Source organism: Metapseudomonas otitidis (genome assembly GCF_900111835.1).
Lineage (GTDB): Bacteria > Pseudomonadota > Gammaproteobacteria > Pseudomonadales > Pseudomonadaceae > Metapseudomonas > Metapseudomonas otitidis.
This window is the reverse complement of record NZ_FOJP01000035.1, coordinates 1-20,450: the sequence shown is the minus strand read 5'-3', so window position 1 is coordinate 20,450 and position 20,450 is coordinate 1. Positions and strand designations below refer to the sequence as shown.

The 20,450-nt window shown below is 57.8% G+C and carries 28 protein-coding genes; 6 read left to right on the top strand and 22 right to left on the bottom strand.

The window, feature by feature from the left end:
* Positions 1–128: 128 nt before the first annotated feature.
* The 12 genes from BM198_RS30005 to BM198_RS28575 form a co-directional block, all read right to left on the bottom strand.
* Complete coding sequence (locus tag BM198_RS30005) at positions 129–374, bottom strand: hypothetical protein (RefSeq protein WP_139233736.1); 246 nt, start codon at positions 372–374, stop codon at positions 129–131.
* Positions 364–759: a hypothetical protein gene (locus BM198_RS28625; RefSeq protein WP_074974196.1), complete on the bottom strand. Its 396-nt coding sequence runs from the start codon at positions 757–759 to the stop codon at positions 364–366. The genes BM198_RS30005 and BM198_RS28625 overlap by 11 nt, the downstream gene beginning before the upstream one ends.
* 10 nt (positions 760–769) lie before the next feature.
* Positions 770–1,195 carry a hypothetical protein gene (locus tag BM198_RS28620; RefSeq protein WP_074974194.1) on the bottom strand — a complete coding sequence of 142 codons (426 nt, stop codon included), beginning with the start codon at positions 1,193–1,195 and terminating at the stop codon, positions 770–772.
* Positions 1,188–1,466, bottom strand: coding sequence for a hypothetical protein (locus BM198_RS28615; protein ID WP_074974192.1), 279 nt, complete (start codon positions 1,464–1,466; stop codon positions 1,188–1,190). Before BM198_RS28615 ends, BM198_RS28620 begins: the two co-directional genes overlap by 8 nt.
* Positions 1,456–1,734, bottom strand: coding sequence for a hypothetical protein (locus tag BM198_RS28610; protein WP_074974190.1), 279 nt, complete (start codon positions 1,732–1,734; stop codon positions 1,456–1,458). The genes BM198_RS28615 and BM198_RS28610 overlap by 11 nt, the downstream gene beginning before the upstream one ends.
* A 516-nt stretch (positions 1,735–2,250) precedes the next feature.
* Positions 2,251–2,571, bottom strand: a complete 321-nt coding sequence (locus BM198_RS28605; protein ID WP_231387824.1) for a hypothetical protein — start codon at positions 2,569–2,571, stop codon at positions 2,251–2,253.
* 13 nt (positions 2,572–2,584) lie between these two features.
* A complete protein-coding gene (locus tag BM198_RS28600; protein WP_231387823.1) occupies positions 2,585–3,052 on the bottom strand; it encodes a hypothetical protein in 468 nt (155 codons plus the stop codon).
* A gap of 132 nt (positions 3,053–3,184) precedes the next feature.
* Positions 3,185–3,748 carry a recombinase family protein gene (locus BM198_RS28595; RefSeq protein WP_074974186.1) on the bottom strand — a complete coding sequence of 188 codons (564 nt, stop codon included), beginning with the start codon at positions 3,746–3,748 and terminating at the stop codon, positions 3,185–3,187.
* Between the two features lie 151 nt (positions 3,749–3,899).
* Positions 3,900–4,283, bottom strand: a complete 384-nt coding sequence (locus tag BM198_RS28590; protein WP_031943200.1) for a hypothetical protein — start codon at positions 4,281–4,283, stop codon at positions 3,900–3,902.
* Positions 4,280–4,843, bottom strand: coding sequence for a recombinase family protein (locus tag BM198_RS28585; protein ID WP_058165502.1), 564 nt, complete (start codon positions 4,841–4,843; stop codon positions 4,280–4,282). The genes BM198_RS28590 and BM198_RS28585 overlap by 4 nt, the downstream gene beginning before the upstream one ends.
* A gap of 214 nt (positions 4,844–5,057) precedes the next feature.
* A complete protein-coding gene (locus tag BM198_RS28580; protein WP_060986098.1) occupies positions 5,058–5,339 on the bottom strand; it encodes a type II toxin-antitoxin system YafQ family toxin in 282 nt (93 codons plus the stop codon).
* Positions 5,326–5,595: a type II toxin-antitoxin system RelB/DinJ family antitoxin gene (locus BM198_RS28575; RefSeq protein WP_060986097.1), complete on the bottom strand. Its 270-nt coding sequence runs from the start codon at positions 5,593–5,595 to the stop codon at positions 5,326–5,328. Before BM198_RS28575 ends, BM198_RS28580 begins: the two co-directional genes overlap by 14 nt.
* A 350-nt stretch (positions 5,596–5,945) precedes the next feature.
* Between BM198_RS28575 and BM198_RS30350 the strand changes: the two genes are divergently transcribed.
* From BM198_RS30350 to BM198_RS28555, 4 genes are all read left to right on the top strand, one after another.
* The gene (locus BM198_RS30350) at positions 5,946–6,602 is read left to right on the top strand and encodes a hypothetical protein (protein WP_208610388.1); all 657 of its coding nucleotides are present in this window, start codon (positions 5,946–5,948) and stop codon (positions 6,600–6,602) included.
* The gene (locus tag BM198_RS28565) at positions 6,595–7,935 is read left to right on the top strand and encodes an ISL3 family transposase (protein ID WP_074974184.1); all 1,341 of its coding nucleotides are present in this window, start codon (positions 6,595–6,597) and stop codon (positions 7,933–7,935) included. Before BM198_RS30350 ends, BM198_RS28565 begins: the two co-directional genes overlap by 8 nt.
* 119 nt (positions 7,936–8,054) lie before the next feature.
* Positions 8,055–8,381, top strand: coding sequence for a hypothetical protein (locus tag BM198_RS28560; protein ID WP_074974182.1), 327 nt, complete (start codon positions 8,055–8,057; stop codon positions 8,379–8,381).
* Positions 8,382–8,383: 2 nt separating this feature from the next.
* Positions 8,384–8,791: a hypothetical protein gene (locus tag BM198_RS28555; protein WP_083422499.1), complete on the top strand. Its 408-nt coding sequence runs from the start codon at positions 8,384–8,386 to the stop codon at positions 8,789–8,791.
* A 116-nt stretch (positions 8,792–8,907) separates the two neighbouring features.
* On the opposite strand, the gene BM198_RS30000 is transcribed toward BM198_RS28555, so the two are convergent.
* From BM198_RS30000 to BM198_RS28515, 10 genes are all read right to left on the bottom strand, one after another.
* Positions 8,908–9,135 (bottom strand): hypothetical protein, encoded by a 228-nt coding sequence (locus BM198_RS30000; protein ID WP_139233735.1) that lies wholly within the window; start codon positions 9,133–9,135, stop codon positions 8,908–8,910.
* Positions 9,136–9,275: 140 nt separating this feature from the next.
* Positions 9,276–9,626, bottom strand: coding sequence for a hypothetical protein (locus BM198_RS28550; protein WP_034017812.1), 351 nt, complete (start codon positions 9,624–9,626; stop codon positions 9,276–9,278).
* Positions 9,627–9,837: 211 nt separating this feature from the next.
* Positions 9,838–10,029: a hypothetical protein gene (locus BM198_RS28545; RefSeq protein WP_058165495.1), complete on the bottom strand. Its 192-nt coding sequence runs from the start codon at positions 10,027–10,029 to the stop codon at positions 9,838–9,840.
* Positions 10,030–10,032: 3 nt separating this feature from the next.
* Positions 10,033–12,063 carry a type I DNA topoisomerase gene (topA, locus tag BM198_RS28540; RefSeq protein ID WP_074974180.1) on the bottom strand — a complete coding sequence of 677 codons (2,031 nt, stop codon included), beginning with the start codon at positions 12,061–12,063 and terminating at the stop codon, positions 10,033–10,035.
* On the bottom strand, positions 12,060–12,329 hold the full coding sequence (locus BM198_RS30825; RefSeq protein ID WP_071536304.1) for a helix-turn-helix domain-containing protein: 270 nt from the start codon (positions 12,327–12,329) through the stop codon (positions 12,060–12,062). Before BM198_RS30825 ends, topA begins: the two co-directional genes overlap by 4 nt.
* Positions 12,329–12,916: a TIGR03761 family integrating conjugative element protein gene (locus BM198_RS28530; RefSeq protein ID WP_231387822.1), complete on the bottom strand. Its 588-nt coding sequence runs from the start codon at positions 12,914–12,916 to the stop codon at positions 12,329–12,331. Before BM198_RS28530 ends, BM198_RS30825 begins: the two co-directional genes overlap by 1 nt.
* Positions 12,913–13,359, bottom strand: coding sequence for a hypothetical protein (locus BM198_RS29995; RefSeq protein ID WP_139233734.1), 447 nt, complete (start codon positions 13,357–13,359; stop codon positions 12,913–12,915). Before BM198_RS29995 ends, BM198_RS28530 begins: the two co-directional genes overlap by 4 nt.
* Positions 13,359–14,327: a ParB/RepB/Spo0J family partition protein gene (locus BM198_RS28525; RefSeq protein WP_074974178.1), complete on the bottom strand. Its 969-nt coding sequence runs from the start codon at positions 14,325–14,327 to the stop codon at positions 13,359–13,361. The genes BM198_RS29995 and BM198_RS28525 overlap by 1 nt, the downstream gene beginning before the upstream one ends.
* Positions 14,327–14,962: a ParA family protein gene (locus BM198_RS28520; protein ID WP_034017819.1), complete on the bottom strand. Its 636-nt coding sequence runs from the start codon at positions 14,960–14,962 to the stop codon at positions 14,327–14,329. The genes BM198_RS28525 and BM198_RS28520 overlap by 1 nt, the downstream gene beginning before the upstream one ends.
* Before the next feature lies 1 nt (position 14,963).
* Complete coding sequence (locus BM198_RS28515) at positions 14,964–17,132, bottom strand: TraM recognition domain-containing protein (protein ID WP_074974176.1); 2,169 nt, start codon at positions 17,130–17,132, stop codon at positions 14,964–14,966.
* A gap of 1,388 nt (positions 17,133–18,520) precedes the next feature.
* On the opposite strand from BM198_RS28515, the gene BM198_RS28510 reads away from it, so the two are divergent.
* Both BM198_RS28510 and BM198_RS28505 read left to right on the top strand, forming a co-directional pair.
* Complete coding sequence (locus BM198_RS28510) at positions 18,521–19,315, top strand: hypothetical protein (RefSeq protein ID WP_139233733.1); 795 nt, start codon at positions 18,521–18,523, stop codon at positions 19,313–19,315.
* Entirely contained in the window at positions 19,312–20,340 is a 1,029-nt protein-coding gene (locus BM198_RS28505) for a TadA family conjugal transfer-associated ATPase (protein WP_074974173.1), read from the top strand. Before BM198_RS28510 ends, BM198_RS28505 begins: the two co-directional genes overlap by 4 nt.
* Positions 20,341–20,450 lie beyond the last annotated feature (110 nt).

Sequence of the window (20,450 nt, the reverse complement as noted above, 5' to 3'; positions counted from 1 at the left end):
CCGAGGTCGAGCTGCTGCAGCTGGTGGACGTGGCCACCGTGACGGCCGGCGCCGGCCGCGCGGATCCTGCAGGGCAGATTGCAATCGTTTTTCCGTCCTCGAGGATCCACCTGGTCGAGAGAATGCAATCAGAGCGGTTCATCTAGCAGGCGACTAACGTGCCCCTTCAGAATAAGGGCCAATGCGATAGCGGCAGCGTCGGCATCACGAAATAGTCGCTCGCTTTCCTCAAGCGAGAGGTTTGCCGCCATGACCGCAACCTCCCTCGCGTAATACGCCTGCCGGCATTGATTGAGTGCATCCAGCAGGGCTCCGTCGAGAACAACCGTCACAGGGGACGTAAGTAATGCTGGAGGGGACTTCTTACTGGCCATGATCAAGCTCCAGGGTGGAGGCTTTGTAGGCAGCCCAAGCGTCGGCCACCACGCCGGTATCGCCGGCCTGCAGCATCCAATGCCGGCGTCCGGCTTCGTCCAGGTCGTTCCACCAATCTATGCCGGCCTGCTCATCGTCGGTCGGTGTGCGGGTGTTGAGCTTGTCTCGGGCTACGCGCTCCCAGGCGATCAGGGCTGAGGTGGTTTCGCGGCGCAACGTCTGGAAGACCTCAGCGTCCAGCACGTCGCACCAGTACAAGGCGCCTATCCACCCGAGGCGGTATGCATGCTTCTCCTGCGCATCGAGCAAGGTCTTGCTGTCAGCAATTTCCCGGATCTTCTCGCGGATGCCTTCGATGGTGCGGGCGTTGTTACGGTCGCTCATTAGTGGATCCTCACTTGGGCAGGGCCGCAATCGCCAATGCGATGGCTTGGCGAGCGGGTTTGACGCAGGCGGTGGGCAGCTGCAATGTCCAACCCCAGCGGTAGACCATGCTCGATGACGTGTTCTGGCGGGCCATCATGCTCAGCAGGCCGTCATCGCTGATCGTCAGTTCCTCGGGGGCGCAATCAAGGCGGGAGTGCTCGGGCTGGAGGGTGTAGTTAGCAAGCTCCCCGGGACGCTCACCAGACCACTCCAGGGAAACGCTGACGCTCAGTCTCCGGTCTCCCTCATCCGGACGGCTGGGCCAAATTTTGATGAGGTACTGCCGCACCTGGTCATCACTCAGAATGAAGACGGGGCCGTCCCCATAGTCCGTTTCGCTCAACAACACACCGTGGGATCGGTAGTGGTCGATCCAGGTTTGGTCGTCATTCATCGTCGCCTGCCTCCATCTCTGACTTCAGATCGACAGGAACCTGCCCGGATCCGCCGCAGTTTGAGCAAGGCCACCAGTCAGACTCGTCCTGGTGGCCGCCTTCGCCGACGCAGGCATAGCAGATCCCGCTCAGCTGCTGTAGCTCAAGGCCAATCTCTGCTAGCGAATCAGGATCATGCTCAGGTTCGTCTTCCAGGAACTGCCCGAGTTGGAAAATACGAATCAGGCGTTGGCGCAGCTCTTCGGCTTTGTCGGTGGTTTCAGTCGTCATCGGTCATGCCCTCGGTGAAGAGATCCTTTTGCGCGGCCAGATCCACCACCTTCAGGCACAGCGGCGTGAGCTGCTGGAGTGTTTGACGGTAGGTATCGAGGTTGGTCTGCAGCGTTTTGATGGTCTGGCGGGCCTGTTTCAGCTCGGCCGAGGCGGCGACGCCAATCTGTGCGGCCTGGATTAGTGCGCCGGACGCGGTTTTCTTGCCAGTCAACTCCTGGAAGCTGGCAATGTCAGCTTCGGATAGGTCACGGATTGTCAGTGCCATCGGCGCTCCTCATTCTGCAATCATTTCTGCGGCCTGCAGCTGGTGGCCAGCGATAGAAATGATTGCATTTATCTTCGATGGAATGCAATCATTTTTAGACGCCGGCGCCGGTGCCCGGGTGAAGAAATGCAATCATAATCCGGGCGCCACAAAGGCACCGTTGATCAAAATTGAGTTGACTGCGGGGGGCTGGATTTACTAAGGTAAACCTATCGAAGCGACTGACCGGATGAGATTGAGCGCTTCCCAGCGGCGAAAGCCGTACTCGCGCAAGGCGAGTCGAAAGTGGTGTCCGGATAGCTCTACGAACGAAGGCGCCCTAGGCGCCTTTTTTCGTTTATGGGCCTGACCTGGAGCACGTCGCCGGCCAGGCCGGCGCCGAGGCGACGGGCCGGGCCTGTACGTCAAAACACACAAACAACCTGGTGCTGTACGTTTCCCGGGAGACAAACACCGGGCCAGGCCGAGCGCCTGCAGGCGCTGGCCGAGGTCGAGCTGCTGCAGCTGGTGGACGTGTTACCAGAACGGAGTCAGAGGGACTCGCTCAGTCATGAGCTTGTCGTCGCCATGCTCCGCGTTGAATGCCTCGTACTTGTCGATGTTTGCCTTGCAGAATCCTTCCAGCTCGCCGGCAGCGAGCCGGGGTGAGTAGGCATGGATCGGCTCTGCGGAGTCATCCAGGAACTGCTCGGTACCATCGGGATAGGTAACTACGGGAACGCCCCCCAGGAGCATTTCCACCTCGGTGGTGAAGGGAGAAGTTTCGGCGCCGTGGGGATCAAAAACTACATCAGCCCCCGCCATCATGGCGTCCAGCAGCAAATTACGATCCGGCATTGTCATTCCTCATTCATCGTTTCGTGGCCACCGGCTTGCCGGTGTAGACCTTTCCGCACAGCAGAACGAAACCCATCTTGCCCAGGATGTTCGGGCCGCCCCGTGCGGGATCCTCGGGGTAAGCGCTTTCAACGACCATGCCTAGGTCATAGGCCCGATCATGCGAGCGCCGTAGCTCAAAGAAGACGTGGTACGGGCCTGCAGGATTCGTCACCGTCATCGAGTAGACCCAGTTCCGCCGTTCCGCTGTTTGCCACACCTGGATCCTCGGATGAGCCAGGCCCTGGACGATGGCGGGCAACTGGTGCGAAAGGTCATACCTGATGTGGCAGAAGCTGCGTTGTCGCTGGCCGGCATCGAGCAACACGGGAAAGCCAGCAGGATGTGCCGTAGCGTCATATTCGCTGGTGAAGCAATGGTTGCTGAAGCGAACACCAATGCGCAGCGCCTTCTTGGCCATGTCGCTTTGCACCTGGAGCATCAGCGGATCCAGGTGAGCTAGGTCATAGGTCTGACCGTTGGCGGTTATCGGTGGAAAATACGGCATGGCTCGCCCTTATGATGGCATTTCTTCAACCAGGTGCGCGCGATCGAGCACAGAAACGATTGCATTCTATGATGCCCCCAGCTTCGCTATTGCCGCGTTCAGCGTCGGACGGGTGACGCCGAAGTGAGCGGCCACCTCAGCTTTTGTGATGCAGGGATCCGTCAGCATGGCCAGTGCCTTCTGAGCGTCCTTGTTGCTCAGCTTTGGTCGGCGTCCACCTTGCCGACCTCGAGCACGGGCCGCTGAGAGCCCCGCTCTTGTGCGCTCCTGGATCAGGCTTCTTTCAAACTCGGCCAGGGCTGCAAAGATGTGGAACACCAGGCGCCCGCCTGTACTGGTCGTGTCCAGGGCCTCGGTGATCGAGCGGAAGCCAACGCCACTCTCCTGCAGGTCGGAAATGATGGCCACCAGTTCCTTCAGGCTTCGCCCGAGGCGGTCGAGCCGCCAGACAACGAGCGTGTCACCGTCGCGCAGCGCATCCAGGCATCGATCCAGCTCCGGCCGTAGTTTCCCCGCAGCGCCCCCGGCCTTCTCTTCATAGATCCGCTCGCAGCCGGTCCCGCGCAGTGCGTCCAGCTGAAGGGATGTGTCCTGGTCGTTTGTAGAGACGCGCGCGTAGCCGATCAGCATGGACAGCTCCTTGAGCGTAATGGAAAGAAAAGGTACGTTTACTTTCGTTTGAATTTTATACGCCTTTCTTTTGCTCGCGGTAGCGGTTAGATGGCCTCGGCCTGTGTCGTTTTCAGAAGCCGACTGCACGGAATATCAGGAGTCGGCTGCACTACTTCTTACGGGCACGTTCCATGTGCAGAACGGCGTCAAGCAATGCCATTGAATCGCAGGCGTCAGAGGCGTAGACCGTGCGAGTCCCTGAGTCATAGGACACCATCACGAATTGGTCGGGTGTGCGCTCTGTACTCCGGGGAGCTTGCCGCTTGGAGCGGTAGGCTCTACACACCTCTCTCTTTTCGGCAAGCTGCTGGCCGATCTTCTTCCAGTCAAAGAGGTGGTCGGGATACAACCGGCGCATGTCGCGCTTGTCCTGCGGCGTAATCGTGTAGCTGCGAATACGCATGATGTTGAAATTGCTTCTGCCGACTTTGACCGTCAGATAGCAAAAGCCCTTTCTGGTCGTGACGAACGCGCTGCTTTGCTTGCGGCTCATCGTTGCTCGCTTCCGCCTTGCAGCGCGGTGTACAGGGCCGTCTTGCTCACCTTGAGCCGCGTAGCAGCTTCCCGGACGTTCAGCCCATTGGCGATATGCTCCCGCGCCCGCTGCAACTTGTCGGCGGTGACAACCGGCCTGCGTCCGCCCTTGCGCCCGCGTGCGGCGGCAGCAGTCAATCCGGCTTTGGTGCGCTCGCGGATCAGGTCGCGCTCGAACTGGCCCAGGGCACCGAACACATGGAAGATGAGCCGTCCGCCCGGCGTCGTGGTGTCTATGTTTTCGGTCAGCGACCGAAAGCCGACGCCCCGCGCTTCCAACTTGCCGACCGTCTCAATCAGGTGTGGCAAGGAGCGGCCTAGCCGATCCAGCCGCCAGACGACCAGCACATCGCCATCGCGCAGATAGGCCAGCGCATCGGCCAAGCCGGGACGGTCGGCCTTGGCCCCGGAAGCCGTGTCCTCGAACACCCGTTCGCAGCCCGCCTTGTGCAGCGCGTCGGTCTGCAAGGCAGTGTCCTGTTCCGCTGTCGATACCCGCGCATAGCCGATGAGTGCCATTGCCGCCCTTTTGTCCGCCATTCCGTCCGTCTATCTTATTGTCCGTCATCCCGTTGCGCAAGGTGTTTTCGGACAGGCGTCCGGCTTGACCGTCTAATGATCGTTTTACGGACAGGGCGGCGCATTGGAACAGCGAACCGACTTAAGCCGGAACCCCAGATTTTTCCGGCCAGTGGCTAACGGTCGTGTCGCCGCCACCATCTGACGGCTGGCGTCAGCCGAAAAGCTCGCTATGCGAGCCAAGCCGCGCCAGTCGCAGAGTGTCGGAATCGGACTTGCGGTAAATCAGCAGCAGGTCGGGCTTGATGTGGCACTCGCGGTAGCCCGCCCAATCGCCGGAAAGATCATGGTCGCGGTGGCGCGCGTCCAACGGCTGATCGGTCGCCAGCGCGAGCAGCACCGGCTTGAGCGCGTCATCGAGCGTGGCACGGTGCTGTCCCTTGGCCTCGCGCTTGAAATCGCGCTTGAACGCGGACGAACGATCAATCGTCCGCATGCAGGTCTGCCATTAGGTTGTCCACGCTGGCGAACTTCTTGCCCTTGCCCGCTTCCAGTTCGGCAATCGCCTTTTTGGTCGTGGCGTTGGGCACCTTCACGTCAAAAGGCAAGCGGTGCTCATCGGCGATGCGCAGCATCAACAGGCGGATGGCGTCGGAAATCGACAAGCCCATTGCTTCGAGTGCGCTGGCGGCGCGTTCCTTGGTGTTGGTGTCGATGCGGGCGCGGACGTAGGTGTCGGCTGTAGTGCTCATGGCAATTCTCCGGGAATGGTTCAAACACCCATATTGTAGTCACAATGCGACCACATAACAAGGCCGCATCGTGCAGGGGAGTTCTGAGCAATTCCGGTTCTTCGCGGCGCTTCGTGTATAGGACTGCTGACGCGGCCCGTTCAGAAGTCGGCTGCACACCGGGCGGCCAGCCCCGTGAACTGGTGCAGTCGTCTTCTGAAAATGACAGCCTGGATCCCTTGAGCGTGGAAAACAAAGGGTTATCGGGTTTTCGTGTTGTTTCAGGCAAAGTCCAGCCTTAAAGCACATTGGTATTATCTTCGGCTTTACGTGTTGTTATAATGAGACCTCCAGCCACATTGGAGAACGACATGGAACAGCTGAGTAAATGCGAGCAGGGTCAAACCGTTCAGGCTAATACCGCACAGAAGCACCCAACCGAGAGTGAGCTTGTGGCTGCCGGCCTCAGCTATCCGGTGTCGAAAGAGCAAGCTGTGCTGCTCTGGTACGAGGGCTTCCGATCAGAGCCGATTCCTGTGCTTGAGGCATGGGAGGCAATCGGTCACGACATTGGCTACAATCCCTCGAAACAGGAGCTACTTGATTCGTTGCGCAATATGGCCGCTATCTGTGAAGCGCATGGCAATGACATGCCCAAACCGGCCCAGCACGCAGAGCGGCAGCAGGCAGTGCATTGGCGTGCTGTTCTGGACCCGGCTGAGGTGCCGATGCAGCTAAACCCGCACGAGCACATAGCCGGCTTCACCGATAGACGGAAGGCTGAGGATTGGATCGCAGCCAGACTCTGCATGGACGGATGGCACTACACGCTGGAGCCGCTCTACGCCTCCCAGCCACCCGCCCAGGACGTTAGCGGGCTGGTGGAGGCGCTGGAAGCAATCGTGCGGCAATACCCGAACCCTGATATCACGCACGTCGACTACCGTGTCCAAGCCTGCAAGCAAGCTGAACATGCACTAGAAGCCTACCGCGCCACCCTGGCCGCTCAGGGGACGGCCGGTGCCTGAATCGCTCTCCCTTCTGCATCCACTGAAAATTGAGATCGTGGAATTCCTGGAGGATGAACACGATCTGCAATTCAAGGTTGAGTTTCCGGCTCCAGAGTTCTGCACCGCCTGTGGCGCTATTGGCCAGTCGATCCGCTTTTCTAAGAAGCTGACCAAGTACGTTGACCTGCCAATCAGGGGCAAGCGCACGGTGCTCTGGGGTATGCGTCGGCGCTACAAGTGCAAGACCTGTGGCAAGGTCTTCTCGCCGGCCCTGCTGGACTTCTACGAGAAGCACCGCATGACGAAGCGCTGCCATGCCTACGTAATCAAGCACGCCATGACCAGCACGAACTCAGCGGTAGCCCGCGATCTTGGCGTTGATGAGTCGGTGGTGCGCCGGGCTTTGCGCGACTACTGCGCCGAGCAGGAGGCGGGCTACAGGCCAATGCTTCCGCGTGTTCTTGGGATTGACGAACTGCTTGTTGGTGGCGAGTACCGGTGCGTCCTGATCAACCTGGAAGAAAGGACGATCATCGACGTTCTGCCCAACCGCAAGAAGATCGTGATCCACAACTACATCTCCAATATGCGCGGCCGGGACAGGGTCCAGATCGTTTGCCAGGACATGTTCCACCCGTACAAAGACGTGTCGCTAGAGCTGTTCCCTAACGCCACAGTCATCGTCGATAAGTTCCACGTTGTCCGGTACGCCAACGATGCGATGGGCCAGATACGAAAGCGGATCAAGCGAGGCCTCACTGTTCCGCAAAAGCGCACCCTGAAAGGCGACCGCAAGCTAATGCTGATGCGCCGGCGTGACCTGGATGTTTGGGCGCACCTTAAGATCAAGACGTGGTTCGATCAGTTCCCCGAGCTAGGCGCCGCCTACAACCTCAAGGAGGGCTTTTACAACATCTGGAATAGCAAGACCCATCATGCAGCCAGGCAAGCCTATGACGAGTGGCGGCGGCGTATCCCTGTAGAGCAGGAGAAGGACTGGAAAGTCGTCACAACCATGATGACCAACTGGGGCGAGTATATTTTCAACTACTTCAAGTTCATCCCCCAGCGGTACACAAACGCGCTAACCGAGTCGATCAACCGCTACCTACGGGATGTGAACCGTAACGCGCGCGGGCTGAGCTTCGAGATGTTCCGCGCCAAGATCATGTTCACCCTGGAGCACAAAGTGAAGCCGCCTGAGACCAAGCGGCTAGCGCCGTTCCTGGCCAGGGAAATCATGGCGGTCGAGCCAATCGAGGACGAGCTGGTGGATTACGGCGTTCCGATTTTCAGCATCTTGCAGCTGTACTCAGAACCAGAAACGGGAGCTTTCCAAGAGGAAGGCTAACAACACAACCAACCACCTCACCTAGGGGTATTCAGAAAGGGAATAACAACACCCTTTCCCGAATACCCAAAACAAACGATGGTTTCTTTTACGGGGGGTATATGACCAGGAGCATTGCGATGATCGCCGCGCTGGCTGCACTGCTGGCCGGATGCGGGAAGGCAGAGGCGGACTCCGCTGCCCAGCTGGTGGACGAGGCCAGGGCGATCTACGAGGGGCGGACGAAGGGCAGCCCGGGCAAATTGCCGGGTACTTTCGTTCTTGGCCGGGAGGACGTGGGGCTGTGCATCGAGCAGATGGAGTCTGCCCAGGCAAAGCTGAAGCAGCTGAAGGGACAGTACCCAACGACCGAGGCCGCCACGTCCAGCGAGACGCGGAGCTTAGAGGGTGCGGTTGCCAGTCAGCTCGGCACCTGCAGGGGAATCAAGCAGCAACAGGGGTGGTGAACATGAGTGATAGTCGAGACGATGGGGTATTGGCGCTGGTAGTGATTGGCGCCGTGGTCGGCGCCATTGCATGGGTGGTGTGGTCATTCTCCGAGGCCCTTGGCCTGGACATGGCCACCGGGGGGCGGGTGTTCGGGGCGCTGGTGCTGGCTGCTGGATTCCTGGCGATTGCCTGGTGGACTTCGGGCTTTGGGCTCTTGGGGTTTCGAGGATCCTGGCCAATCGGCCTCGGCCTAGTCTGGATGGCCTTCTGGCCGGCGCTGACAGTTTGGGGTGCGCTGACCCCTGCATTCATGGGGGTTGAGCCGGAAGTCGCCTGGTGGGCGGCCTGGTACACCAAGGGGGGTGTCCTGGTGCTCTTGGTCGGTGGGGGTTGGTGGTTGAACTCGTACCTAGAGGATCGTTACTGATCGGCCCGGCTGTTTCGGTTGGCTAGCGCAGTCTGCCAAGCGAAACAGCTGGGGGGCGCCGCCAGGCAAAAAGAAAGGGGCTATTGCTAGCCCCTTTATTCGTTGTCCGGAATTACCTAGAACGGTATTTCTGGATATTCATCAATGTCCTGCCATTCACACCCATCGACGTATTCACGACGGGACGGTTTCGGCGGGAATGCGGTTATGACCTGGTGTATTTTTCCAGAATAACCTTTCTCTGCCGCGAGCTGTTGTGCCTCTTCCAGGGTTGGCTTGCTGTAGCAAAGACCATATTCACCTTCGCGCGGATCAACAAACTGATAAGCCTCAGTATGTCCCATGATGGAACTCCTCATAAATTAGTGGTGAGCAGATATGCAGCCGAGTGCTCTAACGCTGCAATTCAGAATATAGCAGAAATTTTCTGGCGGGCATAAAAAAACGAGATAGCCGAAGCTATCTCGTTTGTGTCCAACCTAGATCAGTGAAGATCGAGAGTGGACATTTTGTAATGCTCTTCTGCAATACGGCAGGCTTCAATCAGAAGCAGGCCGGTGGGAGCATAGAACTTGAATACCCGAGTAATGCCATTGATGGTGCGGCATACATACAGGAATTGCTTGTCAGAAAAAGCCTCGACTTTTTCAGATTTGATGGAGCCATCGCTTTGAGCTTTCTGGTGAACCTGGGCATGACCAAAAGGTTTAGCGCCGAGGTAGGTGAGGTATGCAATTGCATAGGGCTCGTGAGTCTCTGCAACAGCAGACTCAACACCAGGAGCGAAGTCGAAGATGGAGTCGAACGATTGGAAGTTCAGGTGAATACCAGACATGGTGTTTTCCTTATAACGGTTAGTGGTAGAGCATTTCAGTCAGCCATGTGCTCTAAACGCTGACGGGAACAATCCTAGCGTATGAAAGGGCTGTATGCTAGTGCTTATAAGGGGTGCGACGTGGTGGCCCGCACAAAAAGAAGGCCGCTCGTGGCGGCCTTTTGATGGCATTTCTGTGTGCTGCAGATGGATCCAGGACGAGAGAATGCAATCAGTCCGACCGCTGATCCTCGGCTTTTCGGAGTTCTTCTGCATAGGCCAGGTCGCGCAGGCTTGGCCTGCGCTTCCAGGGCTTGCGTTCAGGTTTGGGCGGGGCTGCGTACTTCACAACTTCGCCGCCATAAACTTCGGTAAATCGCTTGGTATCGCGCTCCAGTTGTTCGCGCAATTCCTTTTTATCCATTGCTCAATCGTCCCCTTTTATTTTTGGCGAAGTGTAGTCTGGAGCATTATTTTTATCGGGATAACTTTGTTGGCAACCTGATTTATAGCCCGAGCAACTGAAGAAGCTCCAGCCGCCCTCCCCTTCTTTCACGCGATGTATCAACGGTTTGTTGCATGACTTGCATTCAAATTCTGTTAGTTCCGGTGCGCGGGATTTGCCTGGTGCGCCGTTGTTATCTTCAGCTGCATAGTCACAACCGTCACCTTCTGGACTAAATCCGCTGCATCCCCACCACGGAGAATCCTTTTTCTTTGGGGGAGTGTTGAGCATCAATCCGCGCCCGCATTGCGGGCATGGATGGGCTACGGGATTGTTTTTTTGATAATCGGCGATTTCACTGGCAAGTTTCCCATGTACATTGCTTACAAGGGCTTTGAATGTTGTTTTGCCTTCGGCTATAGCTTCAAGCTGCTCTTCGGCAATTCTGGTGAATTCATACTCAAGGAATTTGAATTTACCTTTGGTAGCCTTGATTAAGCGTACTGCCCGATGAGTAGGCTTGAGTGGGCCTGGAATTTTCTTATCCAGCTTTTCCACGTAGCCCCTGGTTTCAATAATGTATTCGATGATTCCGGCATAAGTTGATGGACGCCCAATGCCGCGCTTCTCCAGCTCATCGACCAATGATACTTCGGTGAATCGAGGCGGCGCCGTGGTCTTTGATTCAGTCACTTCGCCGCTTTCTACGCCCAGCTGATCCCCTGGCCTCAGATCCGGTACTGGGTTGCTGGCTTCGCTGGCTTCGTCTGCCGCAGCTTTTTCGGGATCCTCGGCGGCATCCTGGGCGACCAGGCTTTTCCAGCCTGCGAATGACAGCTTCTTGCCCCTGGCCTGGAGGGTGATGACCTTGCCGTCGATTTCATCGACGCCTTCCAGGACGGCAGTTCGAACGTCGAACCGCGCGTCTTGAAGTTGGCTGCAGATGGTTCTTTGCCAGATCAAGCGGTAGAGCTTGCGCTGCTCTTCAGTTTCTCCGGCCTCAGTAACGTCCATCCTGGAAGGCCGTATGCACTCATGCGCGGCCTGGGCATTGCCTTTGGCCTTGAACTTGCGAGGAACCTCGGCAAGCGGCAATCCGTTGGCTCGGGCGTAGTCGGCGATGCCCTTCAGTGCATCATTTGAGAGGTTCGGGCTATCAGTGCGCATGTAGGTGATCGCGCCCTGCTCATACAGCTTCTGAGCGGCGTTCATGGTCTCCTTGGGCCCTAAGCCACAAGCGTTGCCAGCGGCCTTCTGCAGGGTGGAGGTAATGAAGGGGGCCGGTGGGCTGCTCTTGCTTTCGGTCGCCTCGCACGATACGACGCGAACTTGCTTGAGCTGGGATACCTGTTCTGCGAATGGCTTGTCCGTCCAGTATTCTTCCCCGCTCTGGAGCAGGGGCTTAGTCAGCCACTTGGCTTTCCAATCCCCGAAGGAGAGCGATGCGCCGTAGAACGCAATGGGGACGTGGGTTGTAATGGCCTCTTCTCTGTCCACTACGAGACGAACCGCCACGGACTGGACGCGACCGGCTGAAAAGCTGCGGTCGCCAAGGTGCTCAGCAACGACCGGGCTCACCATGTAGCCGACTTGCCGGTCGAGGCAGCGGCGGGCTTCCTGCGCGGCGACTTTGGCGAGGTCGATGCTGCCAGGGTTTTCCAGTGCCGCTTTCAGGGCGGTCTTGGTTATCTCGGTGAAAGTAATTCGCTTGGGGCTTTGCAGGCCGAGGGCCTGCTGGATATGCCAGGCTATGGCCTCCCCTTCTCGGTCATCGTCTGTAGCCAGATAGATGGTGTTGCACTCGCTGGCCAGGCGCTTGAGGCGACTAGCAACTTCCTTCCCGCGCTCAGTTAATACATATTCGGGGCGGAAGTCTGGCGGAAGAACCCCCATCCTGTTTTCTGGAAGGTCACGAATATGGCCGACGCTTGCGGCTACTTTATAGCCAGCGCCTAAATACCCTTCGATTGTTTTAACCTTGCCAGGAGACTCAACAATAATAAGATCAGTCATCCGAAACTCCGAGTGGCAAATAGAACTCGACGCCCCGTTACTACATAGAAAATATCTATTCGGTTTGCGCCGCCTGAGTAGTTGTGCAGGCGATAGAGATAGAGTGCGTCTGGTGCTGACTCGCCGTTTTCATAGGAAACTTGCGTTCTTCGTTTAACGCCACCAACTTCCGCGCACTGTTCCTGCGTTAGACCTGCCTTCTTTCTTTCTCCGTAGAGTCGCCGCCCTATAAGAGCGGCTTCTGCGGGCTTGTCTGCATGAACCATCAACTTTGAGTGAGAGACTTACGCTGCTGGTGGTATCGTTTAACGATCAGGTTCAGTTCGTGCATTGCTTTGCGCAATGGTTTTGCGTACTGATCTTCGCGCTTCTTGTATTCGCTCTTCGTAATGGCGCCGCGATAGTGAAGCTCTTTAAGGGTTGCGGTGATCTGGTCAGCCAATACGAACAGACGAATGAAACTGTTGACGAGCGGAGTTCCCCTGCCCTTCTCAATTTTCAACTCGTATGCCGTGCTTTCTGGCAGCGCAACATCAACCGCTTTGATCAACGGATCGTTGAGCTCCTGGTTGACCGTTACCAGACTTGCTTTCAGCTGCTCTTCGACTTCCTTGATTTGCTTGGCCAGCTCGGGCCGCAATTTTTCTGCGAGGGCCTGGGCAATGCGAAAGTCCGGCTTCGGGTTGCTGGCGAACGCCTCAAGGGAGAACAGATTTTCAGCAACCCGGCGACCGCAGATTCTCTTGTCCTCGGGGCGCGGCGTGAAGTAACTGGTATCCCAAAGAATAATCAAGTACAGGTCATGTACCCTGATCCGTACATCGTACTCTTGTTGCTGTTCCATGCTGCTCATTCGTTACTACCTTTGCAGAGGTTTTGAAGTTGCATAACAGTTTCGGCAGGCAACTCCATCACCTGTTTGTTCAAGAACGCGAGTTCATACCGATAAGCTAGTGCAGGTTCCCCGAAGTTATCTTTTGGAAACTCAAGGGTTATAACAGATGCACTTCCCTTGTACTTTTTAATTATTTCTGACGCCAACTTAATGGCATCTTTTGTTGTACTTTCTAGGCACCACCGAATAATTAGAGCCAGGCGTTGGCCTGGCTCTAATTGCGGATCGTGCCCAGCAGCGATAGCGCATTGCCATTCGTTGAACAGCTCGGCGCCGGCTACTGGATCTTCGGCTGGGTTGCCTGGGCAGAGACGATCACACCAGCGAATGCGGTACATGGTGCGCCCCATGAAATCGAATGGCTCGAAATCGGTCGGCTTCGCCAGGCGCACCAGTGGCATTACTTACCCTCCCCCTCGGCCAGGCTATTGATCTTCGCTTGCAGGCGCTGGGCCAGCTCGGCAGAGTCGATGCCTTCGGGGACTTCCACATCAAGCAGAACCGCCAGGGCTATGGCGGCCTCGATCCCTACGGAGAGGGCGACTCCTATAGCAGTGGATGCGGGGTTATCGCCGCCCAGCCCGCCTTCGCCGTCCTGCTGCCCTGCCCCGGCTTTGGGTTCTTTCGGCGGCTTGGGTTCTTTCGGCTCTTTCGGCATCACGGCCTTGAGTGCAGCCGGGAACGACTCGCCCTTGTCGAGCACGCGCTTGGCCAGCTTGGGAAGCAAGCTGTCCGGCAGCTTCTTCAGGTCATAAATCAGGTTCACGTCCTGGACGTACCCTTTCCTTACGAATGCCTGAGCATCTTCCGAGAGTTTGAAGACTGCCATGATCTTGCTGAGCTGCGACTTGTTGCGCAGGCCGTGAGCGACAAGTACCTGCTCGGTGCTAAGCCCGAACTCTTCTACGTCCTTGCGAATGGAGTTGGCTTGCTGCCACAGATTCAGGTCGCTACGGAGGGCGTTGGAAGTGACGTGCTCTATTCGCGCTTCAACATCGTCGCCTGCGCGGATGAGGCAGGGAACTTCGGCAAGGCCGGCGAGCTTGGCAGCACGCCAGCGGTTTTCGCCGTCAATAATTTCGTTGAGCTGGTCATCCCCCTCGGGGCGTACCTTGATCGGATCGCGCACGCCGAATTTCTTGCCGCCGCCAATGTCGAGGCTCATGGAGGCAGCCAGGGACTCGATGTATTCGCGCGCTTCCGCAGTCTCGAAATGCTCTTCACCACGGTCTTGATCGGAATTCGGGCGCAGCTTCTCAATCGGGATCATCACCACCAGCGCGGCTTCATCGACCGGAGCGGCTGGAGTGGCGGCCGCCGCAGGCGGCGCGCTGCCCAGGAAATCGTCAAGGTTCGGCTTCGGCTTCATCAGTTCAGTACCTCGTTGTACAGGGATTGCATTTCTTCAATGGCCTTGTGATCGTCGCCCAGCTCTTCAACTGTGGCGCCGGACTTGATTGCGCGACGGAACCCTACGCGCTCGCAGATGCAGGTATCCAGAAGCTCCAGCCCTTCATTGATGAGGAATTCACGCATTTCGGCAGCTTCGGTTGTCTTTGTGCGCGGATCGACACGGGAGAGCAGTACGCGAACCTTCAGGTCGTGATTGAAGTCCTTGGCGATGCCGATCAGTTCCTGCAGGTCGGTCATCGAAGAGGCATCAAAGGCGCTGGCACCAATCGGGACGATGGCCATGTCAGCAAGAAGCAGTGCCGAGCGCAGGCCGGGGTTATCTCGGCCGCCCACGTCGATGATGGTGGTCTGGTAGTTCGCGCTCAGGAGGCGACCTTCATCCAGGATTGCGCGGTCGCGGAGGATGATGGTTGTGGGGTTCGGCTCCCGGCCTGCGTCACGTCGCCACGCGGCCCAGGACGCCGCGTTAGGTTGGGTGTCCCCGTCAATCAGAAGAGTCGGCCCGCGCTTCGCGCCTTCGCCGGCCAGGTGTACGGCAGTAGTTGTCTTGGATACGCCACCTTTGATGTTTGCTACTGCAATTCGCGCCATATCAAATGCCCTCCAGGTCATCTAGTTCGGACAGGTCTACACGCGATTCTCGCTTAGGCTGTTCCGATGTGGTTTTTTGCTGTTGTCGCGGTTTTTCTTCAGTCAGGATGCCAGCTAGGGCGGCCTTAATTGCCGCCTCTTCGTCGGCACTCAGCTTGCCCTTGGCGGGCTTGCTGGTCTTGCTTTGCTCTTTGCTCCTTTCGCCGTCTATGTCGGCGAAAGGATCGGAGTCCGGGGCGTTGAACGGATCGTCGGTAGTCGATTCTGACGGCGTGCCGTTCGTCTCGACAGAGGCGAACGGATCAGCCTCCGTGCCGCCCAAGGCTGCGAACGGATCAGCGCCTGGGGCGTTGAGGCCCTCTGTAGACGTTGCGAACGGATCTCCAAAGGGATCCGCGCTAGCGCTTTCTACTGCTTCGGTGGTGGGCTTGGGTTCGGCCAGTTTTGCGGCCGCGAGTGCTGCGCCGCGACTCGGTATGCCCTGCATTTCCTTGACCGGGATCCAGCATGTGTAAAGCAGCGTTGCGAGGGTGTTGGGGCGGATTAGTGCGCCCACGCGCGGCGGAAGGGAAAGCATCTGGTTGGTCGGAATCAAATACTCTTCAGCCTGGCCGACGGATCTTTCAGCCGCCCACTCTTCGGCACCGCCTTTGTTGGTTTCCACCTTCTCCAGTTTGGTGACGCTCTTTTGGACGATGCCGGTCTGCAGAGAAACCCACTCGGCCGTTTCGTCATCATTAGCGCGATAGCTGATGGTGACTTGGGTGTTCGTTTCGATGCCGGTTTTGATCGACTCGGCATTGAGTGACTTGTCAGGCAGGTTCAGCAAGTCCTTAACGGACTGGTAGGCGAGCCCCATGCTGATTCCCTTGGACAGGACGGTTGCAAGCGCGTCAGCCATCGTGTCGGAGACGACGAAGCGACATTCGTCAATGATAAGCAAAACATGCTTCGGCAGGGGGCGCCGCAATGCGACCTGGACAACCTCATCCAGGAGCGCGACGGTTCCCTTGCGAACAATGGTGTCCTTCATGTGAGAGCGCACGTAGACTACTTGACTGCCATGCAGTGCGCTGGCTACGTCAAAGGACTGTTCTTTTGTCGCGCAAAGCGATTCAAGCTGGCTGAATTCACTGGCGTTAGATTTAATGGCGCCGCAGTTCTCACGAATCCAGCTGCGTTTGCTATCGCTTATCTCCGGGTGCTTCCCGTCCAAAAGTTTCTTCAGGTCGTTAAGCGTGCCGTCCCATAAGGGCATGAGGAAGTCCAAGATTTCCCGTTCTATTCGCTTGTAAAAGTCAGCGGTCTGGCCCGTGTCAGCCATCGTGAATGCCTTTACAACGCGCTCCCTGCGCTCGCGCATGGTGCCGTTGACGAAAGGTGCGTAATAGCCATCGCCGACCCCGTTGAAGTCAAGAACGAGCGGAGCGGGGCGCCCATTAAGCTCGCAGCTTTCCCGCATAATGTCGTAGATAAAGTCGTCAGGCTTGAGGTCGATGAACCAGGCCCCCCAGCCTTTTTTGATCGCCTGATCCAACAGCACGCCAAGACCAACGCCTTTACCTGTCTGTGATGGGCCGATGATTTTCAGGTGATTCTTTCTGAATACATCGTCGTCCATGTATAGGGGTTGCCCGTCCTCATTTAGGCCGAGAAAAACCTTGCTGTCCGCATAATAGTCGCGGGGGTTGAAGTCCTTGGCTTTGATTCTTTTGACTTCAACGCGAATGTCGGAAAGTGCATCGCCGGTCTGGCGAACCCGAAATTTTCGTGTCCATGAAGAGAGGGCAGGGCGCAGCCAGCGCAGCACGATTGTCCGAACGAGAATGGGCATTAGGAACACAACAATCAGCGACCACCACATATCTGATGCGGCCTTTTTGAGTTCGGCAACCCACAGGTTCATGTAGTTGGTTGCGGCTGTCCAATCCTGGCCGAAAGATACGTAGGCGAGCAGGTAAAGCGCTGCTGCCGTCAGCGGGAGAAGCATGGCTAGAAGAATAACCATTGCGCGCCGCAGCCAGATTAGGAACAGCTCAAGCGCTGTCGTTTCCTTGGTTTCCCGAACGGCCCCGGTAATGCTTAGAACCAGAAGGACGCCCAAAAGAAGCGACATTGCTGCCGCAATGCCGGGGTTGGTATTAACCAAAATCAGTCGTAGAAATTCCATTCCGCTATCTCACTTAGGGAGTTTCCGAATCGGAAAACTCGCTAGCCACCAAGGGCAGTTTCCGATTCGGAAACTGTACTGCGCCCGTTTCGCCCCGAGTTTCCGATTCGGAAACTTTCGGGCTTTCCGGGAGAATTTCCGATTCGGAAACTCGGGCCGACCTAGGCGAAGGCAATTCCTTTGCCTGGCTGGGAGTCGGCATATTTCCGATTCGGAAACTCTAAATCAAGCCCCCAATGCTTGAGTCGTGACACGGCTCAAGCATTTCAAAGCGCTCTCCATCGGGGCTTTCCCCCTCTGTAGTTATGCGCATTGATATGCGCATAATCCTATTGCCTTTCTAATGTTTAGGCAATAGCCTAAACAATAGAAAAGCAATAGATAGAGGCATAGAAAATGCACGCATTTTCTACCGGACATAGAGCCAAAAGCCGCCACCCCGGAGGGGGTGTCGTGGGTGCCCTTGCGGGCCCCCATAGCCTCGCGGGGGAGCGCCCCGCAAGGCTTTTAAGGGTTCTGGCTCGCATGCGAGCCGCCACCCTCTTTTGCTGCCTGCGCCCTGGACGGGCTTGTCATCAAAATTCACCCGCGCGCCCGTCCGGCAAAGCCGGACCGCCCCGCTTCGTGGCGGCTCACAACGCATCGCTGCGGTCGTTCCTCCCTTGCTCTGCTGTTCCCCGCCCGAACCAGGGCGGTCCGGTTTCACCGGACGGGCGCGCGGCGTCCGCCGTCCGCATGCTTCGCACCTTTTCTCCGCCCTGGACGGGCTGCGAAAAGGCAGACCGGGAAAATCGCGTGGGCGCGATTGTTCCCTTGTTCGCCGCGTGGGCGCGGCGAACATCTGTGCGGATTGCTTTTTATCGCGTCCCGATACGCGCAAGCGCCTATCGAAACGCTATGTGCCGCCTTCGTCGTTCCGCCGAAGGCTGCCAACACCTTTTGGGTGTTGGCGGCGGCCTGCTGGCCGCTAAGAGCTGCCACCGCCTTTTGGGCGTTGGCGGCGCCGGGGGCGCCTGCTCCCTTAGGGGAGCAAGAGCAAGTCGGTTCGCTCCGGGCTGTTCCGTCGCGCCTTCTCGCGTAGCCATCGCCCAGCCTTCGGCGGGCTTGGCTCGCTCGGCGTCGCTCGGAGCGCCCAGGCTCTCCGACTTCGGCTCTGCCCTGCGCGCGCTTTGTCCTCGCCCAGCCTGCGGCGGGCTGGACTCGCTTGCTTCGGGAGAGCCGTCAGCCAGGCGCTCGCGCTCGCGCATCGGCCTCGCCCAGCCTTCGGCGGGCTTGCCTTGCGCATCGCCTGCTCGCAGCGCTGAATTTTTGTCTGACCGTTTCAGTCGCATTGCTCAGGCGAGCCTTGCCGTCGTTCGCCTTGCGGCGTCCTCGGCTCGCTCGCGGCAATGCTGCTCACCAAGGAGATTGCATTGCAGGTAGATCAGAAGGAGGGCTTTTTCGTGTCCACCTGGACACGGGCCGAGGCGATAGACCGAGGCAAAGCAAAAATGGAGGCCGTCATTCGATGGCTTGCATGGTTTGACTACGCCGACCGGGAAACCTTGGCCGCCATGCTGGGCGTGGATGTAAATGGGCAAAGCGCTTTCTTTAAGCGCCTAGAGAGTTCGGGGTTCGTCCAGGTCGAAATTGCGCCCGGCATTCGCCGGCGAATTTACGGCCTGGGTGACTCGGGCTTTGAGTACGCACTGATGCTTCTTCCAGAGTTGGAGTTGAAGCGCCGCCGTCGTCTGCCGGCATGGGTGTCGCTCGTGCATTCGTTTTCTGTCCAGGCTGCAATCATCCGGCGCATGCCGGAGATTGCATCTATCCGGCCGGAGAAAACGCTGAAGCACCTGCGCGCCGTGCGTCTGCCTGACGCCATCATTACGTTGAAGGATGGAAGCACGGTAGCTCTTGAGGTGGAGTTGAATCACAAGTCGAGCGCGCGCGTGTTCAACATTTTCCTATCCCACCTTAAGAACATCCGTTCGGAGCACTACGAGCGCGTTCTGTACGTTTTTCCTGGTGAGGCGCTGTGCCGCCTGTACCGTGAAAAATTCGACTTGCCTGTCTGGCCCATCTACCGAATGCGCGAAGGGAGCACCCGGCTTGTTCTTGAGACAAGCCGGAACTTCGATGCGGCGCAGGTGCATCAGTCGAGCATGTTCACATTTACTGTCGAGGAGCTTTATTCGCTATGAGCATGGTAGAGACAGCCGTAGGCATGGTGCCTGAAAGTGATAGCCAAGGCTGGGAGCTTTTGCTGCACTACTTCAGTCCAGTGATGCAGTACTACCTGGATGAAGCGGTTACGGAAATTATGGTGAACCGCTACGACGAAATCTGGATTGAGCGCGGTGGCCATCTTGAGCGCGTCGATGCCACTTTCGGGACTGAGCGCGCCCTGCAGGAATTCATCTACCAGGTAGGGAATCGACTCAACCAGCTGGTGGATGAAGACAACCCCATTCTGGATGCGCGTTTCCCTGACGGTTCTCGCCTTTGTTGCACGCTGCCAACGGTTACACCTGGTGGCTCTACGATCACCTTGCGTTGCAAACCACGTCAGTCGTTCACTTTCGAGGATTTGGTTGGCTTTGGTGCGTTGACGCCGGAGATGGTGGACTACATCAGGGAGCGGGTTCAGGCCGGGGACACCATGCTTGTATCTGGTAATACGGGTTCGGGGAAAACGACTGTTCTGCGGGCATGCGCGGCATTCATCGACAAGCGCGAGCGCGTCATCAGTGCGGAAGACACAATGGAGCTTCACCTGAAGCAAATGCTGCCGGGGGCGGTAGAGCATGAGGCGCCGAAGCGGCGCCCGAAGGACGGCGTGCAGCCGGTCACTCTGGCGTCGCTAATCAAACTGATGCTGCGCGAGCGGCCGGATCGTGGATGGGTTGGTGAGATCCGCGATGCGTCCGCGGCTGATGCGTTTCTGCAGCTGAGCAACACCGGCCATACGGGAGGGGCTAGCAGCCTCCATGCAAACGGGCCTGCGGATGCCGTTCGGCGTATCCAGTACATGATCGCCGCTGCTGGCCTGGTCAGCTACGAGTTGGCCGGGCACCAGGTGCTCGGTGGTGTTCAGCTGCTGATCCACTGCGCGCGCAGCTACAAGTGGGGCCGTAAAGTCACGCATATCTGTCGGATCGAGGACGAAAAGATCATTCCGGTGTATCTCTTCGATGAGGCCGAGCTGAAACACGTTCGTGCCGGCTAAGGGCACCCCTCCCGGGGGGGGGCCAGGGTTGCACCCTGGACGGCAGACCAACACCAAGGGGCGCTGCCCCTTGTAAACCCCGCTCTCGCCCGCGAGGCGTCGGGAGGCAG

What these genes read in the sequence shown, in the direction of transcription:
- BM198_RS30005 (WP_139233736.1), bottom strand. Translation starts at nt 374, where the DNA reads ATGGCCAGTAAGAAGTCCCCTCCAGCATTACTTACGTCCCCTGTGACG.
- BM198_RS28625 (WP_074974196.1), bottom strand. Translation starts at nt 759, where the DNA reads ATGAGCGACCGTAACAACGCCCGCACCATCGAAGGCATCCGCGAGAAG.
- BM198_RS28620 (WP_074974194.1), bottom strand. Translation starts at nt 1,195, where the DNA reads ATGAATGACGACCAAACCTGGATCGACCACTACCGATCCCACGGTGTG.
- BM198_RS28615 (WP_074974192.1), bottom strand. Translation starts at nt 1,466, where the DNA reads ATGACGACTGAAACCACCGACAAAGCCGAAGAGCTGCGCCAACGCCTG.
- BM198_RS28610 (WP_074974190.1), bottom strand. Translation starts at nt 1,734, where the DNA reads ATGGCACTGACAATCCGTGACCTATCCGAAGCTGACATTGCCAGCTTC.
- BM198_RS28605 (WP_231387824.1), bottom strand. Translation starts at nt 2,571, where the DNA reads ATGCCGGATCGTAATTTGCTGCTGGACGCCATGATGGCGGGGGCTGAT.
- BM198_RS28600 (WP_231387823.1), bottom strand. Translation starts at nt 3,052, where the DNA reads ATGCTCCAGGTGCAAAGCGACATGGCCAAGAAGGCGCTGCGCATTGGT.
- BM198_RS28595 (WP_074974186.1), bottom strand. Translation starts at nt 3,748, where the DNA reads ATGCTGATCGGCTACGCGCGCGTCTCTACAAACGACCAGGACACATCC.
- BM198_RS28590 (WP_031943200.1), bottom strand. Translation starts at nt 4,283, where the DNA reads ATGAGCCGCAAGCAAAGCAGCGCGTTCGTCACGACCAGAAAGGGCTTT.
- BM198_RS28585 (WP_058165502.1), bottom strand. Translation starts at nt 4,843, where the DNA reads ATGGCACTCATCGGCTATGCGCGGGTATCGACAGCGGAACAGGACACT.
- BM198_RS28580 (WP_060986098.1), bottom strand. Translation starts at nt 5,339, where the DNA reads ATGCGGACGATTGATCGTTCGTCCGCGTTCAAGCGCGATTTCAAGCGC.
- BM198_RS28575 (WP_060986097.1), bottom strand. Translation starts at nt 5,595, where the DNA reads ATGAGCACTACAGCCGACACCTACGTCCGCGCCCGCATCGACACCAAC.
- BM198_RS30350 (WP_208610388.1), top strand. Translation starts at nt 5,946, where the DNA reads ATGGAACAGCTGAGTAAATGCGAGCAGGGTCAAACCGTTCAGGCTAAT.
- BM198_RS28560 (WP_074974182.1), top strand. Translation starts at nt 8,055, where the DNA reads ATGATCGCCGCGCTGGCTGCACTGCTGGCCGGATGCGGGAAGGCAGAG.
- BM198_RS28555 (WP_083422499.1), top strand. Translation starts at nt 8,384, where the DNA reads ATGAGTGATAGTCGAGACGATGGGGTATTGGCGCTGGTAGTGATTGGC.
- BM198_RS30000 (WP_139233735.1), bottom strand. Translation starts at nt 9,135, where the DNA reads ATGGGACATACTGAGGCTTATCAGTTTGTTGATCCGCGCGAAGGTGAA.
- BM198_RS28550 (WP_034017812.1), bottom strand. Translation starts at nt 9,626, where the DNA reads ATGTCTGGTATTCACCTGAACTTCCAATCGTTCGACTCCATCTTCGAC.
- BM198_RS28545 (WP_058165495.1), bottom strand. Translation starts at nt 10,029, where the DNA reads ATGGATAAAAAGGAATTGCGCGAACAACTGGAGCGCGATACCAAGCGA.
- topA (WP_074974180.1), bottom strand. Translation starts at nt 12,063, where the DNA reads ATGACTGATCTTATTATTGTTGAGTCTCCTGGCAAGGTTAAAACAATC.
- BM198_RS30825 (WP_071536304.1), bottom strand. Translation starts at nt 12,329, where the DNA reads ATGGTTCATGCAGACAAGCCCGCAGAAGCCGCTCTTATAGGGCGGCGA.
- BM198_RS28530 (WP_231387822.1), bottom strand. Translation starts at nt 12,916, where the DNA reads ATGAGCAGCATGGAACAGCAACAAGAGTACGATGTACGGATCAGGGTA.
- BM198_RS29995 (WP_139233734.1), bottom strand. Translation starts at nt 13,359, where the DNA reads ATGCCACTGGTGCGCCTGGCGAAGCCGACCGATTTCGAGCCATTCGAT.
- BM198_RS28525 (WP_074974178.1), bottom strand. Translation starts at nt 14,327, where the DNA reads ATGAAGCCGAAGCCGAACCTTGACGATTTCCTGGGCAGCGCGCCGCCT.
- BM198_RS28520 (WP_034017819.1), bottom strand. Translation starts at nt 14,962, where the DNA reads ATGGCGCGAATTGCAGTAGCAAACATCAAAGGTGGCGTATCCAAGACA.
- BM198_RS28515 (WP_074974176.1), bottom strand. Translation starts at nt 17,132, where the DNA reads ATGGAATTTCTACGACTGATTTTGGTTAATACCAACCCCGGCATTGCG.
- BM198_RS28510 (WP_139233733.1), top strand. Translation starts at nt 18,521, where the DNA reads ATGCTGCTCACCAAGGAGATTGCATTGCAGGTAGATCAGAAGGAGGGC.
- BM198_RS28505 (WP_074974173.1), top strand. Translation starts at nt 19,312, where the DNA reads ATGAGCATGGTAGAGACAGCCGTAGGCATGGTGCCTGAAAGTGATAGC.